This is a genomic window from Enterobacter cloacae (assembly GCF_013375935.1).
Lineage (GTDB): Bacteria > Pseudomonadota > Gammaproteobacteria > Enterobacterales > Enterobacteriaceae > Enterobacter > Enterobacter pasteurii.
Genome location: NZ_CP056117.1, coordinates 2,266,229 through 2,283,992, shown reverse-complemented (window position 1 = coordinate 2,283,992; position 17,764 = coordinate 2,266,229). Strand labels below are relative to the sequence as shown.

Here is a 17,764-nt window from a genome sequence, read left to right as displayed (position 1 = left end):
AAAAAGCCAGCGATGCTGGCTTTCAGTATATACATCATCGGATTACTGGCGACTGTCATTTGCCTGGCGCAACAGCGTGCGGCTTTCGCTCTGGAAACGCGTGGCGTAATCGCCGAACCAGTGCTCCACCTTACGGAAGCTGTCGATAAAGGCCTGCTTGTCGCCGTGCTCCAGCAAGGTGATGGCTTCGCCAAAGCGCTGATAGTAGCGTTTGATCAGCGCCAGATTATTTTCAGACGACATGATAATGTCGGCATAAAGCTGCGGATCCTGCGCAAACAGACGCCCGACCATCGCCAGCTCCAGGCGGTAGATTGGCGAGGAAAGTGCCAGCAGTTGTTCAAGCTGAACATTTTCTTCCGCCAGATGCAGCCCATAGGCAAAGGTCGCAAAGTGGCGCAGCGCCTGAATGAAGGCCATGTTCTGGTCGTGCTCTACTGCGCTAATGCGGTGCAAGCGAGCGCCCCAGACCTGAATCTGTTCCAGGAACCACTGATAGGCTTCCGGCTGCCGTCCGTCACAGTAAACCACCACCTGCTTCGCCAGGCTGCCGCTGTCCGGGCCAAACATCGGGTGTAACCCAAGCACCGGGCCGGTATGCGCAGCCAGCATTGCCTGCAGCGGACCATTTTTAACGGAGGCCAGATCCACCAGAATGCAATCATCCGGTAAAGGAGGAAGCTTCCCGATGATCTGCTCCGTGACGTGGATCGGCACGCTGACGATAACCATTCCGGCATCTTTCATGAGTTCCGGGGCATGCTCCCAGTCCTCTTTTTCCAGAATGCGTACCTGGTAGCCAGAAAGCGTCAGCATTTTTTCAAACAGACGGCCCATCTGACCGCCGCCGCCGACGATAACAACCGGGCGCAGCGAAGGGCAAAGGGTTTTGAAGCCCTTATCGTTTTCGCTGGAATAGGACTCGCGCATAACGCGACGCAGGACATCCTCAATCAAATCCGGAGAAACGCCCAGCGCCTGCGCCTCTTTGCGACGGGAGGCGAGCATGGAGGCCTCGCGCTCCGGGACGTAAATCGGCAGGCCGTATTTGCTTTTAACCTCGCCGACCTCAGCTACCAGCGCCATGCGGCGTGCCAGAAGATCCAGCAGTGCCTTATCCACTTCATCTATTTGATCGCGTAATGCGGTCAATTCAGCAACCATAACTACCCTCTTAAGCCAGACGCGTCGCCAGCTGGCCGTTCAAATCTTTGTGGATCTCACGCAGCAGCGCATCGGTGGTTTCCCAACTGATGCAAGCATCCGTTACGGAGACGCCGGGCTTCATCGCGCTGCGCGGCTGTTCCGATGACTGATTACCTTCATGAATGTTACTCTCAATCATCAAACCGATAATTGAACGGTTGCCATCTTTAATCTGTGCAATCACAGATTCTGCAACCGAAGGCTGGCGACGGTAATCTTTATTGGAATTGCCATGGCTGCAATCTACCATCAGCGCCGGGCGCAGTCCCGCCTGTTCCATCTCTTTTTCACACTGCGCAACATCTGCCGGGCTGTAGTTTGGCGCTTTACCGCCGCGCAGGATCACATGCCCGTCCGGGTTACCCTGGGTTTGCAGCAGGCAAACCTGGCCCGCCTGGTTAATACCGACAAAACGGTGCGGCATGGCGGCCGCACGCATGGCGTTAATCGCCGTAGCGAGGCTACCGTCGGTGCCGTTTTTAAAACCAACCGGCATAGACAGGCCAGAGGCCATCTCGCGGTGGGTTTGTGATTCGGTTGTACGTGCACCAATCGCAGACCAGCTGAACAGGTCGCCGAGGTACTGCGGGCTGTTCGGATCCAGCGCTTCGGTTGCCAGCGGCAGCCCCATGCTCACCAGCTCCACCAGCAGGCGACGCGCAATCTTCAGCCCTGCCTCCACGTCAAACGAGCCATCCATGTGCGGATCGTTAATCAGCCCTTTCCAGCCAACCGTGGTGCGTGGCTTTTCAAAATAGACGCGCATCACCAGATAGAGGCTATCGCTGACCTCCTCCGCTAATGCTTTAAATCGACGTGCGTACTCAATGGCGGTTTCAGGATCGTGAATCGAGCAAGGGCCGCATACCACCAGCAGGCGCGGATCGCGACCCGCGATGATGTCAGAGATGGTTTGGCGCGAGTGCTCAATCTGCGCCTCCTGCGCAACGCTCAGCGGGAATTCTGCCTTCAGCTGATCCGGAGTAATTAAAACCTGTTCGTCAGTGATATGTACGTTGTTCAGCGCGTCTTTTTGCATGATTGCGATCCTGTAAAACTCGTTTGCGATAGTGGATGTCCTCAATGAGGTGGAACAACGATACCATAACAAGTAAAGATTTCAATCCAAAATACGTACACTTTACTTTACACTTAGCAAATAATTGCGAAAAACAATGCGCAAAATCGTAAATATAAAATTACACACCTGGAGAGTTAAGCCAGGCTATGCTCAAAAAAAGGAGACACGCTATGCGTCCATTTGCTCTGATGCTGCTGCTGATTTTATCGGGTTGTCAGATCGATCCTTATACCTTCCAGCCCCACTGGACCAGCCCGGACTGGTTCAGCGCAGGTAAAGAAGACGCCATGAACGGCGTTGCGGTTAAAGATAACCAGACGCTGGCCGATAGTTTTAACGACCCGCAGGTGGATCGGGCTGAATATCTCCGAGACTACGCCGACGGACGGAAAAAAATATGTGAAGAAGGCTTTATTCACGCATGGGGATTAGCGGGAAAATCATTCCCTGCCAGCTGTGCCAACACGGAGAATGCTGCCAGGCTGCATGATTCATGGCAAACGGGAATGGATAAAAGCATGAGTTCCACCAGACTGAATTGAGCCTATCTCAATTCTCCGGAATATAAGCACGCATGAGATTTAGCTTAGGTCAACCCGGGGATATTTCTGACATAATGACGACTTTGACAAAAAATGGTATTCTGCCTGCAACTCTTAAGGACATCTATTTCCGGAGCAGTTTGGCGGACTCTGATGAAAAATGCATTCTTGATCGCTTTGCTCCGACTGACGCTGGCGCTAATGCTGCTCCTTATGGTGGGCCCTGTCGCCGCTGGCACGTTTACGGAAACGGACAAATCGGTACGTTCGATTGTTTCAGGAATTGTGAGCTATACCCGATGGCCCGCGCTGTCCGGCCAGCCTAAACTCTGCATCTATGCCTCTTCTCACTATACCCATGCGCTCAGCAGTGAAGATGAGCAAAACCCGTTGCCCTATGTCCCTGTCATTGTGCACAGTGACCGGGAAGCCCTCTCCGCAACGTGTGATGCCCTTTATTTCGGGACTGAATCCCCAGCTAAGCAGCTGGAATTAATAAGCGAATACCAGGGCCGGGCGTTACTCTTAATGTCAGAGCAAAATCCTGAATGCGTTATTGGTAGCGCATTTTGTCTGATTATAGAGCACAACCAGGTCAGGTTTTCCGTCAATCTGGATGCCCTAACGCGCAGTGGTGTCAGAGTCAATCCGGATGTATTAATGCTCGCACGGAATAAGAAGCATGAATAAGGATGTCACATCAATACCGCGTCCAACGTTTAAAAGAACGTTGCGGCGAATCAGCATGATAAGCGTCATTATAACAATGACGTTTATATGGTTGCTGCTGTGTTTCGCTTCCGTGGTGACATTAAAGCAATACGCGCAAAAAAACCTTGAATTAACCGGTGCCACCATGAGCCACAGCCTTGAAGCCTCTCTGGTTTTCAATGATGCCGTGGCGGCAAATGAAACGCTGGCCGCCCTCGGTAAACAGGGGCAATTTTCCGTGGCGGAAGTGCTTAATGCGCATCAGAAACGGTTTGCCTGGTGGGCATGGAACCCGGCGAATAATACCGACACGCTGGGTACGCTGGTCAGCCGCTGGTTGTTCCCTGTTCCGATCGCACAGCCCATCATGCACAACGGCATTAAGATTGGCGAAATTCGCCTGACCGCACGAGACAGCCTGATCGGCCACTTTATCTGGCTGTCATTTGCGGTCCTCACCGGCTGCATTCTGTTTGCCTCTGCCGTCGCATTGACCATCACCCGTTCGCTGCATCACGGTATGGTCACTGAAATGCAAAACATTACAGACGTTGTTCATGACGTACGCACCAACCGCAACTTCTCCCGCCGCGTAACGGAAGGCCGCATAGAAGAATTCCACCAGTTTGGTGAAGACTTCAACAGCCTGCTGGATGAAATGGAGGAGTGGCAGCTTAAGCTACAGGCGAAAAACGCTCAGCTGTTGCGTACCGCCATGCACGACCCGCTCACCGGGCTCGCAAACCGCGCCGCGTTTCGCAACAATATTGCGGCATTAATGAACGACGCCTCTGCAAAAACCAATTCTGCCCTGCTCTTTCTGGACGGCGATAATTTCAAGTTTATCAACGATACCTGGGGCCATGCCGCGGGTGACTGCGTGCTGATCGAAGCCGCTAAAAGGATGGTCGAGTTTGGCGAAAAACGTCATCAGTCTTACCGTCTTGGCGGCGACGAGTTTGCCATGATCCTGTACGGCGTCCATTCAGAGCGTGAGGTCCAGAGCATTTGTGCTGCGCTGTCGCGGCAATTCATTCGTCCGTTCGATCTGCATAACGGACATACGGCATCGATGTCACTCAGCATTGGCTTTGCTCTGGCGTGGGAAAATGCCTCCGTCGAGGCATTACTGGAGCAAGCCGACCGCAATATGTACCTGGTTAAAAACCAGCGTTCGAAAACAATATCCTGAAAGGAAGACGATATGTTAAAGCGATACTTTGCGCCGTTGTTACTGGCATCTCTGGCTATGTCCGGGTGCCAGACGCCGGACGGTAAATTCACACCAGAGCAAATCGCGGCAATGAAGTCCTACGGCTTTAACGAACTGAACGGCGACTGGTCCCTGGGCCTGTCGGATAAGATCCTGTTTGATAAAAACGATGCCAGGCTGCGCCCCGAAAGTGAAACGCAAATCAGGACCATGGCTTCGCGCCTGGCGGCAACCGGTCTGAACCACGCCCGGATGGACGGCCATACCGACAACTATGGTGAAGACAGCTACAACGAAGCGCTTTCGTTGAAGCGCGCTAATGTCGTGGCGGATGCCTGGGCGAAGGGGGCGAATATCCCGCGCGGCAACCTCACCACGCGGGGTTTAGGTAAAAAATACCCTGTAAGCAGCAACAGCACTGCGCAAGGGCGCGCTGAGAATCGCCGTGTGGCGGTGGTCATCAGCACGCCATAACGTTATTTAACGGATGTCCCGGCGAGCGACACGCCTGAAGCCGCTCGCCAGCGCAGCCAGTCAATCACAATGAACAGCGCCAGGCTGACGCCCATCACCGGCAGCGCCAGCCCCAGCAAGACGCCCGTAACGAGCGTCACACCTCTTCCCCACAGCGGCAATGCCATCCAGCTCTGATACAGCGTTTGCACCGGATCCGCGCTGGATTTAGCAGGACGACGCATCCACCACATCCGATAACCCCAGATAATCAGCACGCACAGCGCAATACCGAACGCTATCAGCAGCAGCTGATTGGCCAGGCCAAACAGGATCCCCATATGGAAATCCACGCCCCAGCGGGTGAGTTTGGCCATCAGCGGGAAATCCATGAAGCGCGTGCTGTCCAGCACCTTCAGAGAGTGCGGATCTACGGCAACGGCATCAACCTGCGTCGGCCAGCCGCGATCGATTTCCGTTACCGTCCAGGCCCGATCGGCCATTCCTGGCGGACGGATTTCCAGCTTGTTTGCGTCAATCCCGGCCTGGCGGGCAGCCTGCAATACGCTGTCGAACAGCGACGGCTCAACGGGCATTTCAGGCATCGTCATGCCAGCGTGATGCCCATGATGCTCAGCGTGTTCATCCATCGTTTCCGGCGCGCCTGAAAGCTGGGTATTAACCTGCGGCGTCAGCCAGTTCATTTCTGCGCGCAGCTTATCGACGTTACCCCCGGCCCACTGTGACCAGGTTAACCCGGTGGCAGAGAACAGCAGCATACCCCCCAACAGCGTCCAGCCCAGGATCACATGCAGGCGACGACGATTCTGGAAGCGATTGTTAATGCGCCGCTTCGGTCGGGTGAAGAACCACAGCGCGATGCCGCCAAGGGCTGCCACCCACATCCAGGAGGCGGCTAGCTCGCTATAGAGTCGCCCGGGGTTGCCCAGCATCAGCGAGGTATGCAGATAATCGATGGTCTGGCGCAGCGGCAAAATCCCGCTGGTGCCATAGACCGTCATATCACCGCGTTCCTCAAGGCTGACGGGATCGATAAAAATAGCCCGATGCTCCGAGGGGCCAAGCGCCGGGTCGGCAAACATCACGCGAGTGGTTTCGCCCTTTTCCAGCCCCGGACGAACGGCATGCAGCCGCAGATCTGATCCTGCGACCTTTTCTGCCACGGCAATTTGTGCAGCAAGAGGCTGCGCCTCACCCACGGCATCCGCGTGGAGTGCGTGATGGTACAGCGCATTTTCCAGCTGCGGCGTAGCGACATACAGCGTGCCGGTCAGTGCAGCAAAGAAGATAAACGGACCGACAAACAGCCCGATATAGAAATGGAGGCGACGCAGCAGGTTTCCCCATGCCGCGCGCGGCGTGCAGGTAGTCATACTTTTCCTTTTAAGGCAAAAAGTTATCGATTTTGTTTTTAAAGGGAGAAAGCAGACCGCGGCGGCGGCGCGCGGGTATCAGGGTAAAGCCAGGGGAAAAAGTGCCAGTGGCTGACCGCCTGACGAGGCGGCTTCAACCGCAGCCGCTGCAACACCACGCTGAGCAGGACGATAAGCGCCAGCATCACGCCCGGCACGTGGGCTAACAGCACGCAGTAGCCGCAGGCTTCAGCGTGGTCGACCGGCATACTGTGGGACATATCACCGTGATGCTCGTCCATCGACATCATGCTCATGTCATGGTGCATGCCGGGCATGGCGCTCATGGGATCTTTTTGCAGCGAGACGGAGATCAGCGGCGCCACGACGATCAGCAGGATCGCAAACAGCGCGGTCATTGCCGCTGCGCGTTTCCAGCTATGCTGATGCAGTACGTTATCCACTTACCCTCCACCGAAGAGGGGATCATTGTAAATGATTTATGACGTAAGGGTTAACGCGAGAGGTGCGATGGAATAAAAAAAGGGCCAGCCTTTCGGCCAGCCCTTTCTAACAGGATGTCGCTTAAGCGAATCTTAGTTCAGACGCTCTTTAATACGAGCAGACTTACCAGTACGCTCACGCAGGTAGTACAGTTTAGCTTTACGTACAGCACCACGACGTTTAACAGCAATGCTGTCAACTACCGGAGAGTGAGTCTGGAAGACACGCTCAACGCCTTCGCCGTTGGAAATTTTACGAACAGTGAATGCAGAGTGCAGACCGCGGTTACGAATAGCGATAACCACGCCCTCGAATGCCTGCAGACGTTTTTTGGAACCTTCAACAACCCATACTTTCACTTCCACGGTGTCACCTGGACGGAAGGAAGGTACGTCCTGCTTCATCTGCTCTTGTTCAAGTTGCTTAATAATGTTGCTCATAATTTAATCTCTTATCCTGGGTAAACTGATATTCGGGAGCGTATTACGCATTCCCATCATGTTCATGCTGCTGGTGCGCGTGTTCCGTTTTGAACTCGGCCAGCAACTTTGCTTGCTCTTCAGTCAGAGCCAGGTTTTCCAGAAGTTCAGGTCTTCTAAGCCAGGTTCGGCCCAGCGACTGCTTCAAACGCCAGCGACGTATCTCGGCATGGTTTCCGGACAGTAATACTGCCGGTACTTCCATCCCTTCTAACACTTCAGGACGAGTATAGTGTGGACAGTCCAGCAATCCATCAGCAAACGAATCTTCCGTTGCCGAAGCTTCGTGGCCCAGTACACCCGGAATAAACCGGGCTACGGAGTCAATCAGCGTCATTGCCGGTAACTCACCACCGCTGAGAACGTAATCGCCGATAGACCATTCTTCGTCAATCTCGGTTTGAATTACGCGCTCATCTATCCCTTCGTAGCGACCACAGACCAGAATCAGCTTTTGATTCGTCGCCAGTTCGCTCACGCCCGCTTGATCAAGCTTGCGTCCCTGAGGTGACAGATAAATCACCTTCGCGCCTTCACCTGCCGCGGCTTTTGCTGTGTGAATGGCGTCCCGTAAGGGTTGCACCATCATCAACATCCCCGGTCCGCCGCCGTAAGGACGATCGTCCACGGTACGGTGCCGGTCATGCGTGAAGTCACGAGGACTCCAGCTCTGGATGCTCAGCAGGCCATTCTTTACTGCCCGGCCAGTTACCCCGTAATCGGTAATCGCGCGGAACATTTCAGGAAACAGGCTAATTATGCCAATCCACATAGCGCCGTCTTTTACCGTTTATCCGGAGAATTAAAAACCAGGATCCCAATCTACTTCAATGGTTTGAGTAGCGAGATCGACTTTCTTGATAACCTGTCCATCGAGGAACGGAACCAACCGCTCCTTGATGCCAAATGCATCTTTCAGGTTTGCCTTAATGACGAGAACGTCATTTGACCCGGTTTCCATCATGTCGATGACTTTACCCAGGCTGTAGCCTTCGGTGGTCACTACCTGGCAACCCATAAGGTCTTTCCAGTAGTAGTCACCCTCTTCCAGCTGCGGCAACTGCGACGAATCCACGACAATTTCACAATTAGTCAGCGCATTCGCGGCATCACGATCGTCAACGCCTTTCAGCTTGATGATGATGTCCTGATTGTGGTGACGCCAGCTTTCCAGCTCGACCTCTGCCCACTTACCGGCTTTCTGGATAAACCAGGGCTGGTAATTAAAAATGCTATCAGCGTCTTCAGTGGAGGAAAACACTCTGAGCCAACCACGGATACCGTAGCAAGAACCCATTTTTCCCAATACGATCGGTTCAACAGGTGCTTTATTGCTCATCATGACCACCGTGACAGATTAAGCTGCTTTGTTTGCTGCTTTGATCAGCGTAGCAACGCGATCGGAAACAGTAGCGCCCTGGCCAACCCAGTGAGCGATACGATCCAGATCCAGACGAGTTTCTTCTTCTGCGCCAGCGGCCAGTGGGTTGAAGAAACCAACGCGCTCGATGAAGCGACCGTTGCGTGCATTACGGCTGTCAGTAACAACAACCTGGTAGAACGGACGCTTTTTAGCGCCGTGACGTGCTAAACGAATAGTTACCATAACATCCTCTTGTGTGAATAAAACAACCGGGCCCCATCGAGGAACGGAGCCCGGGTGTCATATTAAAAGCCCGAAAATTTTACTGATTTTTGGGGAAAATGCAATCAGCAGTTGATCGGTCTGCTGTAAAAGGCCGATTAACGGCCAGGGAATCCTGGCGGCATCATGCCTTTCATGCCGCGCATCATCTTCGCCATGCCGCCTTTCTTCATTTTCTTCATCATGCGCTGCATGTCGTCGAACTGTTTCAGAAGGCGGTTAACGTCCTGCACCTGCATGCCGCAGCCGGCGGCGATACGGCGCTTACGCGAACCTTTGATAATTTCTGGCTTCGCACGTTCTTTGAGCGTCATGGAGTTGATGATCGCCTCCATACGCACCAGAACTTTGTCGTCCATCTGCGATTTGACGTTGTCCGGGATCTGCCCCATACCCGGCAGTTTCCCCATCAGGCTTGCCATACCGCCCATGTTTTTCATCTGACGCAGCTGCTCAAGGAAGTCGGTCAGATCGAAACCGTCGCCTTTTTTCAGCTTGCTGGCGAGTTTCTCTGCCTGCGCGCGGTCGACCTTGCTCTCGATATCTTCGATCAGCGACAGCACGTCGCCCATGCCGAGGATACGGGAGGCAATACGATCCGGGTGGAACGGCTCCAGCGCTTCGGTTTTCTCGCCCACGCCGAGGAATTTGATCGGCTTACCGGTGATATGACGAATAGACAGCGCCGCACCGCCGCGGGCGTCACCGTCAACCTTGGTCAGCACCACGCCGGTCAACGGCAGCGCTTCGTTAAACGCTTTTGCGGTATTCGCCGCATCCTGGCCAGTCATGGCGTCAACGACAAACAGGGTCTCTACCGGGTTGATAGAGGCATGCACCTGCTTGATCTCGTCCATCATCGCTTCGTCAACGTGCAGACGACCGGCGGTATCCACCAGCAGCACGTCGTAGAACTTAAGCTTCGCTTCTTTCAGCGCGGCATTGACGATGTCGACAGGCTTCTGGGCCACGTCGGACGGGAAGAAATCCACGCCAACCTGCTCGGCCAGCGTTTCCAGCTGTTTGATCGCCGCCGGGCGATAAACGTCCGCAGAAACGACCAGCACCTTTTTCTTGTGCTTCTCGCGCAGGAATTTACCCAGCTTACCGACGCTGGTGGTTTTACCCGCACCCTGCAGGCCCGCCATCAGCACCACGGCCGGAGGCTGAGCCGCCAGGTTAAGCACCTGGTTCTCTTCGCCCATCGCCGAAACCAGCTCGTTGCGGACGATTTTGACGAACTCCTGACCCGGGGTCAGGCTCTTGTTGACTTCATGACCAACCGCTTTCTCTTTCACGCGGTTGATAAAATCACGTACGACCGGCAACGCAACGTCTGCTTCCAGCAGCGCCATGCGCACTTCGCGCAGCGTTTCCTTGATGTTCTCTTCGGTGAGGCGTCCACGGCCGCTGATGTTGCGCAGCGTGCGCGACAAACGATCGGTTAAATTATCAAACATTGTCTCTCGCCTGGGGTAGAAACGTTAGGTCGCCTGGGCGACACATACACAGAATTTTGCCGGAGTATAACATGAAGGCGCCTTTGTTGTTATGCAACGGTTGGAGCAGGCGTCACGTAACGTTATACTGCTTCTCTTTCTTATTAAGACAACTGTCGACGCCTATATGCCTGTTTTCGCACTGATCGCCCTTGTTGCCTACTCTGTCAGCCTCGCGCTGATCATTCCTGGCCTGCTGCAAAAAAACAGCGGCTGGCGGCGCATGGCTATTCTTTCGGCGGTGATCGCACTGATAAGCCACGCCTTTGCGCTGGAATCACGCATCATTCCCGGCGACGGCAGCGTGCAAAATCTGAGCGTGCTGAACGTCGGTTCGCTGGTCAGCCTGATGATCTGTACGGTAATGACCATCGTCGCGTCCAAAAACCGTGGCTGGCTGCTGCTGCCGATTGTCTACGCCTTCGCGCTGATCAACCTGGCGTTAGCCACGTTCATGCCCAACGAGTTTATTACCCATCTGGAAGCGACGCCGGGGATGCTGGTGCATATTGGTTTGTCGCTGTTTGCCTACGCGACGCTGATCATTGCCGCGCTCTACGCCATGCAGCTCGCATGGATTGACTACCAGCTGAAAAATAAAAAACTGGCATTCAACCACGAAATGCCGCCGCTGATGGTGATTGAGCGTAAGATGTTCCACATCACCCAGGTCGGCGTGGTTCTGCTGACGCTGACGCTGTGCACGGGCTTGTTTTATATGAAAAACCTGTTCAGCGTGGAGAATATCGATAAAGCGGTCCTCTCCATCATCGCGTGGTTTGTCTATATTGTCCTGTTATGGGGCCATTATCATGAAGGCTGGCGCGGTCGCCGCGTGGTCTGGTTCAACGTTGCGGGTGCGGGCATTCTCACGCTTGCCTATTTTGGCAGCCGCTTCATACAGCAATTTGCTGGCTAAGTCATAAAAGGAGTTCCCCCTGGAACACATCTCTACCACCACGCTGATCGTCATTCTGATCGCCATGGTGGTCATCTCCGCCTATTTCTCTGGCTCGGAAACCGGCATGATGACGCTGAACCGCTACCGGTTACGTCATCGTGCGAAACAGGGTAACCGTGCCGCGCGGCGTGTGGAAAAGCTGCTGCGTAAGCCGGACCGCCTGATTAGCCTGGTGCTTATCGGTAACAACCTGGTCAACATTCTCGCCTCTGCGCTGGGCACCATCGTCGGGATGCGTCTGTACGGTAACGCCGGCGTGGCCATTGCCACCGGGGTGCTCACGTTTGTGGTGCTGGTGTTTGCCGAAGTGCTGCCTAAAACCATCGCGGCGCTCTACCCGGAGAAAGTCGCCTATCCGAGCAGCTTCCTGCTGGCACCTCTGCTCATTCTGATGATGTCGCTGGTCTGGCTGCTGAATATGGTGACCCGCGTGCTGATGCGTATGGTCGGCATAAAGGCGGACGTCACTATCAGCAGCGCGCTCAGCAAAGATGAACTTCGCACCATCGTGAACGAATCCCGCTCGCAGATCTCCCGCCGCAATCAGGACATGCTCCTGTCGGTGCTGGATCTGGAAAAGGTCAGCGTTGACGACATCATGGTGCCGCGCAATGAAATTGTCGGAATCGATATTAACGACGACTGGAAGGCTATCGTCCGCCAGCTGACGCACTCCCCGCACGGGCGCATCGTGCTTTATCGTGATTCCCTCGACGATGCTATCAGCATGCTGCGCGTGCGCGAGGCCTATCGTCTGATGACCGAGAAAAACGAGTTCACCAAAGAGGTGATGCTGCGCGCCGCCGACGAAATCTACTACGCACCGGAAGGCACCCCGCTCAGCACGCAGCTGGTGAAGTTCCAGCGCAACAAGAAGAAGGTCGGCCTGGTGGTAGATGAATACGGCGATATTCAGGGGCTTGTGACCGTTGAAGATATTCTGGAAGAGATCGTCGGGGACTTCACGACCTCGATGTCACCATCCCTTGCGGAAGAAGTCACGCCGCAAAACGACGGCTCGGTGCTTATCGACGGCAGCGCCAACATTCGTGAAATCAATAAAGCGTTTAACTGGCACTTGCCGGAAGATGAAGCGCGGACGATGAACGGCATGATTCTGGAAGCGCTGGAAGAGATCCCGGCGGCAGGTACGCGCGTGCGTATTGAGCAGTATGATATTGATATTCTGGACGTTCAGGACAACATGATTAAGCAGGTGAAAGTCCTGCCCGTTACGCCGCTTCGGGAAAGTATTGCCGAATAAAATGTAGTGCCGGGTAAGGCGAACGCCGCCACCCGGCACTACAGGCAGCGCATTACGCTTTCGCTTTCGCCACGGTCACCATCGCAGCGCGAATAGTACGGCCGTTCAGGGTGTAGCCTTTCTGCATCACGCCCAGCACGTTACCCGCGGTAACGTCTTCTGATTCCACCATCGCAATGGCCTGGTGAACGTTTGGATCCAGCGGTACATCAGTATCGGCAATCACTTCAACACCGAACTTACGCACCACATCCAGCATGGATTTCAGCGTCAGCTCAATGCCTTCAATCATCGCCGCGTTATCCGGGTTAGCTTTATCCGCCACTTCCAGCGCGCGATCCAGGCTGTCGATTACCGGCAGCAGCTCGTTGACGAATTTCTCCAGCGCAAATTTGTGCGCCTTTTCAACGTCCAGCTCGGTACGACGGCGCAGGTTTTCCATTTCCGCTTTGATACGCAGTACGCCATCGCGTTCGCGATTCTGCGCTTCTACCAACTGAGCTTCCAGATTGGCAATTTTTTCATCGCGCGGGTCCACCTGCTCAGCAGACGCGTCTGGCTCTACTGCCTCAACTTCATCGTGCTGTTCCGTGATAATTTCTTCAGGGGCTTGCCCCTCAGGCGTTTTCTGTTCTTTACTACTCATGAATTTCTCCGCGTTTTTCTGCATTCATCTCGCTAACTTCGCTTATTATGGGGATCAGTTTCCTGGATTCAAGGGAACAAGGCAGATTGTCATCATTCATCAGGCACAAGGACCTCCAGAACATGAATAATCATTTCAGGTGTATTGGGATCGTCGGCCATCCGCGTCACCCTACCGCATTGACGACACATGAAATGTTGTATCGCTGGCTGTGTGGCAAAGGCTATGAAGTGATGGTCGAGCAGCAAATCGCCCAGGAGTTGCAGCTTAAAAGCGTTAAAACCGGCACGCTGGCGGAAATCGGCCAGCAGGCGGACCTCGCCGTGGTGGTCGGCGGCGACGGCAATATGCTGGGCGCGGCACGCACGCTGGCTCGCTATGATATTAAGGTTATCGGTATTAACCGCGGCAACCTGGGTTTCCTGACCGACCTCGACCCGGACAATGCGCAGCAGCAGCTGGCGGACGTGCTGGAAGGTCACTATATCAGTGAAAAACGGTTTTTACTCGAAGCCCAGGTGTGCCAGCAGGACTGCCAGAAGCGCATCAGCACCGCCATTAACGAAGTGGTGCTTCACCCTGGTAAAGTGGCGCACATGATTGAGTTCGAAGTCTATATCGACGAAATCTTCGCCTTCTCGCAGCGCTCAGACGGGCTGATTATCTCCACGCCTACAGGCTCAACCGCCTACTCGCTCTCAGCCGGCGGCCCCATTCTGACGCCATCGCTGGATGCGATAACCCTGGTCCCCATGTTCCCGCACACCCTCTCGGCGCGTCCGCTGGTGATCAACGGCGACAGCACCATCCGTCTGCGTTTTTCCCATCGCCGCAGCGACCTGGAGATCAGCTGCGACAGCCAGATTGCGCTCCCCATTCAGGAGGGTGAGGATGTATTAATTCGCCGCTGCGATTACCACCTGAATCTCATTCATCCCAAAGATTACAGCTATTTCAATACATTAAGCTCGAAGCTCGGCTGGTCAAAAAAATTGTTCTGATTTTGCATCCAGTACTTTACTGTATATAAAACCAGTTTATACTGTATGGAAACACAGTTATGGTTTTTCATACAGGAAAACAATTATGCTGGCACAACTGACCATCAGCAACTTTGCCATTGTTCGTGAGCTTGAGATCGACTTCCATAGCGGCATGACGGCAATTACCGGGGAAACCGGTGCAGGTAAATCCATTGCCATTGATGCCCTCGGCTTGTGCCTCGGCGGCCGTGCAGAGGGTGATATGGTGCGCGCAGGCGCAGCCCGTGCAGACCTCTGCGCCCGCTTCTCGTTAAAAGATACCCCTGCGGCCCTCCGCTGGCTGGAAGCGAACCAGCTTGAAGATGGACGTGAGTGTTTACTTCGCCGCGTCATCAGCAGCGACGGCCGTTCCCGCGGCTTCATCAACGGCACGGCGGTGCCTCTTTCCCAGCTTCGCGAGCTGGGTCAGCTTCTTATCCAGATCCACGGCCAGCATGCGCACCAGCAGCTAATCAAACCCGAACAGCAGAAAGCCTTGCTTGACGGCTACGCAGGTGAGTACGCGCTTACTCAGCTGATGGCGGATCACTATCGCCAGTGGCATCAGAGCTGTCGCGAACTCGCCCTGCATCAGCAGCAAAGCCAGGAGCGCACCGCGCGCGCCGAGCTGCTGGAATATCAGCTGAAAGAGCTGAACGAATTTAACCCACAGGCGGGTGAATTTGAGCAAATCGACGAGGAGTACAAGCGTCTGGCCAACAGCGGTCAGCTGCTCTCCACCAGCCAGACTGCCCTGAACATGCTGGCGGATGGCGAGGACGTGAATTTGCAAAGCCAGCTGTACAACGTGCGTCAGCTTGTTACCGAGCTGACCGGCATGGACAGTAAGCTATCTGGCGTGCTGGATATGCTGGAAGAAGCGGCGATTCAGATTTCCGAAGCTGGAGATGAACTGCGCCATTACTGCGATCGCCTGGATCTGGACCCGAATCGTCTGTTCGAGCTTGAGCAACGCATCTCCCGTCAGATTTCACTGGCGCGCAAACACCACGTTACGCCGGAAGAGTTGCCGAACTACTATCAGTCGCTGCTGGAAGAGCAACAGCAGCTGGACGATCAGGCCGACTCCCTCGAAACCCTGTCTCTGGCGGTAAATCTGCATCATCAGCAGGCGCTGGAAACGGCGAAACGGCTGCACGACGTGCGTCAATACTACGCGCTGGAGCTCAGCCAGCACATTACCGAGAGCATGCACACGCTGGCGATGCCGCATGGCGTGTTCACTATCGATGTTCGTTTTGAGGAGCATCACCTGACGGCAGAAGGCGCGGATCGTATTGAGTTCCGGGTCACCACCAACCCGGGCCAGCCGTTGCAGGCCATTTCAAAAGTGGCGTCCGGCGGCGAGCTGTCGCGTATCGCGCTGGCTATTCAGGTGATTACCGCCCGTAAAATGGAAACCCCGGCGCTGATTTTCGATGAGGTGGATGTAGGCATCAGCGGCCCGACCGCTGCCATTGTTGGTAAGCTGCTGCGTCAGCTGGGTGAATCAACCCAGGTTATGTGCGTTACCCACCTGCCGCAGGTAGCGGGATGTGGCCATCATCACTTTATCGTCAGCAAAGAAACCGATGGCGAAATGACGGAAACGCACATGAAGCCGCTGGATAAACGCTCGCGGCTGCAGGAGCTCGCACGCCTGCTGGGTGGCAGTGAAGTCACCCGTAACACGCTTGCGAATGCGAAAGAACTGCTGGCGGCATAAACTTTTTCGGGATCTCAGGGTCATACAGAACAATAAAAACGCCGCAAGACCGGTTTCAAAGTGGGACAAGGTCTATTATCATCGGCATATTACATATGAGCCGCGTACTGCTCGGGCCCGAAAAGGAATCAAATCACTATGCGCTGTAAAACGCTGACCGCTGCCGCAGCGGTTCTTCTGATGTTGACCGCAGGCTGTTCCACTCTGGAGAAAGTGGTTTACCGTCCTGACATCAACCAGGGGAACTACCTTACCCCTAACGATGTGTCCAAAATCCGTGTGGGAATGACACAACAGCAGGTCGCTTATGCACTGGGAACCCCGATGATGTCCGATCCGTTCGGTACAAATACCTGGTTCTATGTATTCCGCCAGCAGCCTGGTCATGAGAATGTGACTCAGCAAACCCTGACGCTGACCTTCAGCAGCGCTGGCGTGTTGACCAACATCGATAACAAGCCTGCCCTGACTAAATAATCAGGTGTCAGAAATACAAAAAGGTGCTCATTGAGCACCTTTTTTGTTTTCCGTCAGTCCCCTCGCCCCTCATAGAGAGAGGGTTAAAGTAAGCGAAAATACGCTACTTACCCGATTTCTCCGCTCGCTGGCGACGCAACTCTTTCGGGTCGGCAATCAGTGGACGATAGATCTCAACCCTGTCGCCCTCTTTCAGCACATCACCAGGCTTAACCGGACGGCTGTAGATGCCGACTTTGTTCTTCGCCAGGTCAATGTCGCTGCGAAGCTCAAGGATACCGGACGCGCGGATAGCCTCCTCAACGGTGGCCCCTTCTTCCAGCGTCACGCGCTGCAAATACTGCTTCTGCGGCAGCGCGTACACCACCTCAACAGCAATCTTATGCGACACTGTAAACCTCTTTGGCGCGCGTGGTGAACGCCTGAACCATATTCGAGGCAAGCTCTTTAAAGATGCGGCCAAACGCCAGTTCGATCAGCTTATTGGTAAATTCAAAATCCAGATGGAACTCAATGCGGCAGGCGTCCGCACTGAGCGGCGTAAACTTCCACCCTCCCATCAGTTTTTTAAACGGACCATCCACCAGATGCATCAAGATACTCTGATTGCTCGTCAGGGTATTGCGCGTGGTGAACGTTTTGCTGATCCCCGCTTTGGAGACATCCACGGCCGCGGTCATCTGCGTCGGACCGGACTCCAGCACCCGGCTACCGGTGCATCCCGGTATAAATTGCGGATAGGACTGGACGTCGTTCACTAACTGATACATTTGTTCCGCGCTGTAGGGAACAAGCGCAGTACGGCTAATCTGAGGCATAGCATTTTCCATGGTCACACAACGGACAAATAATAACATTTATCACCTGTTAAAAAAACGCTAAGGCTTATCTCGTGCTAAGATAGCGCGTTAGACCTCACGGGACGCAATGAGGCGACTTTTTAAAATCAGATTACCGACGGC

Annotated in this window: 21 protein-coding genes; 9 read left to right on the top strand and 12 right to left on the bottom strand. The window is 54.4% G+C overall.

What is annotated here, in order from left to right:
* Positions 1-42: 42 nt before the first annotated feature.
* Both tyrA and aroF read right to left on the bottom strand, forming a co-directional pair.
* The gene (gene tyrA, locus HWQ14_RS10805; RefSeq protein WP_120159269.1) at positions 43-1,164 is read right to left on the bottom strand and encodes a bifunctional chorismate mutase/prephenate dehydrogenase; all 1,122 of its coding nucleotides are present in this window, start codon (positions 1,162-1,164) and stop codon (positions 43-45) included.
* Positions 1,165-1,174: 10 nt separating this feature from the next.
* Positions 1,175-2,245, bottom strand: coding sequence for a 3-deoxy-7-phosphoheptulonate synthase AroF (gene aroF / locus HWQ14_RS10800; protein ID WP_176609711.1), 1,071 nt, complete (start codon positions 2,243-2,245; stop codon positions 1,175-1,177).
* A 212-nt stretch (positions 2,246-2,457) separates the two neighbouring features.
* Between aroF and HWQ14_RS10795 the strand changes: the two genes are divergently transcribed.
* The 4 genes from HWQ14_RS10795 to HWQ14_RS10780 all read left to right on the top strand — a co-directional run bounded on the left by HWQ14_RS10795 (position 2,458) and on the right by HWQ14_RS10780 (position 5,227).
* Positions 2,458-2,829: a DUF2799 domain-containing protein gene (locus tag HWQ14_RS10795; RefSeq protein ID WP_176609710.1), complete on the top strand. Its 372-nt coding sequence runs from the start codon at positions 2,458-2,460 to the stop codon at positions 2,827-2,829.
* A gap of 153 nt (positions 2,830-2,982) precedes the next feature.
* Complete coding sequence (locus HWQ14_RS10790) at positions 2,983-3,519, top strand: YfiR family protein (protein WP_176609709.1); 537 nt, start codon at positions 2,983-2,985, stop codon at positions 3,517-3,519.
* Entirely contained in the window at positions 3,512-4,732 is a 1,221-nt protein-coding gene (dgcN, locus tag HWQ14_RS10785) for a diguanylate cyclase DgcN (RefSeq protein WP_148421501.1), read from the top strand. Before HWQ14_RS10790 ends, dgcN begins: the two co-directional genes overlap by 8 nt.
* 12 nt (positions 4,733-4,744) lie before the next feature.
* A complete protein-coding gene (locus HWQ14_RS10780) occupies positions 4,745-5,227 on the top strand; it encodes an OmpA family protein (protein ID WP_148421499.1) in 483 nt (160 codons plus the stop codon).
* A 2-nt stretch (positions 5,228-5,229) separates the two neighbouring features.
* On the opposite strand, the gene HWQ14_RS10775 is transcribed toward HWQ14_RS10780, so the two are convergent.
* From HWQ14_RS10775 to ffh, 7 genes are all read right to left on the bottom strand, one after another.
* Complete coding sequence (locus HWQ14_RS10775; RefSeq protein WP_176609708.1) at positions 5,230-6,600, bottom strand: PepSY-associated TM helix domain-containing protein; 1,371 nt, start codon at positions 6,598-6,600, stop codon at positions 5,230-5,232.
* 38 nt (positions 6,601-6,638) lie between these two features.
* On the bottom strand, positions 6,639-7,043 hold the full coding sequence (locus HWQ14_RS10770; RefSeq protein WP_176609707.1) for a DUF2946 domain-containing protein: 405 nt from the start codon (positions 7,041-7,043) through the stop codon (positions 6,639-6,641).
* A gap of 132 nt (positions 7,044-7,175) precedes the next feature.
* A complete protein-coding gene (rplS, locus tag HWQ14_RS10765) occupies positions 7,176-7,523 on the bottom strand; it encodes a 50S ribosomal protein L19 (RefSeq protein WP_002914145.1) in 348 nt (115 codons plus the stop codon).
* 43 nt (positions 7,524-7,566) lie between these two features.
* On the bottom strand, positions 7,567-8,334 hold the full coding sequence (gene trmD, locus HWQ14_RS10760) for a tRNA (guanosine(37)-N1)-methyltransferase TrmD (protein WP_014832949.1): 768 nt from the start codon (positions 8,332-8,334) through the stop codon (positions 7,567-7,569).
* Between the two features lie 30 nt (positions 8,335-8,364).
* Positions 8,365-8,904, bottom strand: a complete 540-nt coding sequence (rimM, locus tag HWQ14_RS10755) for a ribosome maturation factor RimM (protein ID WP_176609706.1) — start codon at positions 8,902-8,904, stop codon at positions 8,365-8,367.
* A gap of 15 nt (positions 8,905-8,919) precedes the next feature.
* Positions 8,920-9,168: a 30S ribosomal protein S16 gene (gene rpsP / locus HWQ14_RS10750; protein ID WP_003863133.1), complete on the bottom strand. Its 249-nt coding sequence runs from the start codon at positions 9,166-9,168 to the stop codon at positions 8,920-8,922.
* Positions 9,169-9,305: 137 nt separating this feature from the next.
* Positions 9,306-10,667 carry a signal recognition particle protein gene (gene ffh, locus HWQ14_RS10745; protein ID WP_003863132.1) on the bottom strand — a complete coding sequence of 454 codons (1,362 nt, stop codon included), beginning with the start codon at positions 10,665-10,667 and terminating at the stop codon, positions 9,306-9,308.
* 166 nt (positions 10,668-10,833) lie between these two features.
* Here ffh and HWQ14_RS10740 point away from each other — a divergent pair, with 166 nt between their 5' ends.
* On the top strand, positions 10,834-11,625 hold the full coding sequence (locus tag HWQ14_RS10740; protein ID WP_003863130.1) for a cytochrome C assembly family protein: 792 nt from the start codon (positions 10,834-10,836) through the stop codon (positions 11,623-11,625).
* A gap of 19 nt (positions 11,626-11,644) precedes the next feature.
* A complete protein-coding gene (locus HWQ14_RS10735) occupies positions 11,645-12,931 on the top strand; it encodes an HlyC/CorC family transporter (RefSeq protein ID WP_176611182.1) in 1,287 nt (428 codons plus the stop codon).
* A 52-nt stretch (positions 12,932-12,983) separates the two neighbouring features.
* Here HWQ14_RS10735 and grpE read toward each other — a convergent pair whose 3' ends face one another.
* On the bottom strand, positions 12,984-13,577 hold the full coding sequence (gene grpE, locus HWQ14_RS10730; RefSeq protein ID WP_063865224.1) for a nucleotide exchange factor GrpE: 594 nt from the start codon (positions 13,575-13,577) through the stop codon (positions 12,984-12,986).
* Positions 13,578-13,699: 122 nt separating this feature from the next.
* Here grpE and nadK point away from each other — a divergent pair, with 122 nt between their 5' ends.
* The 3 genes from nadK (at position 13,700) to bamE (ending at position 16,802) form a co-directional block, all read left to right on the top strand.
* Positions 13,700-14,578, top strand: a complete 879-nt coding sequence (nadK, locus tag HWQ14_RS10725) for an NAD(+) kinase (protein WP_063841620.1) — start codon at positions 13,700-13,702, stop codon at positions 14,576-14,578.
* An 85-nt stretch (positions 14,579-14,663) separates the two neighbouring features.
* On the top strand, positions 14,664-16,325 hold the full coding sequence (gene recN / locus HWQ14_RS10720) for a DNA repair protein RecN (RefSeq protein WP_176609705.1): 1,662 nt from the start codon (positions 14,664-14,666) through the stop codon (positions 16,323-16,325).
* 138 nt (positions 16,326-16,463) lie between these two features.
* Positions 16,464-16,802 (top strand): outer membrane protein assembly factor BamE, encoded by a 339-nt coding sequence (gene bamE / locus HWQ14_RS10715; protein WP_006178060.1) that lies wholly within the window; start codon positions 16,464-16,466, stop codon positions 16,800-16,802.
* A gap of 103 nt (positions 16,803-16,905) precedes the next feature.
* Here bamE and HWQ14_RS10710 read toward each other — a convergent pair whose 3' ends face one another.
* Together HWQ14_RS10710 and HWQ14_RS10705 are read right to left on the bottom strand one after the other, a co-directional pair.
* Complete coding sequence (locus tag HWQ14_RS10710; protein ID WP_176609704.1) at positions 16,906-17,193, bottom strand: RnfH family protein; 288 nt, start codon at positions 17,191-17,193, stop codon at positions 16,906-16,908.
* Entirely contained in the window at positions 17,183-17,620 is a 438-nt protein-coding gene (locus HWQ14_RS10705; RefSeq protein WP_209007155.1) for a type II toxin-antitoxin system RatA family toxin, read from the bottom strand. Before HWQ14_RS10705 ends, HWQ14_RS10710 begins: the two co-directional genes overlap by 11 nt.
* Positions 17,621-17,764: the final 144 nt, after the last annotated feature.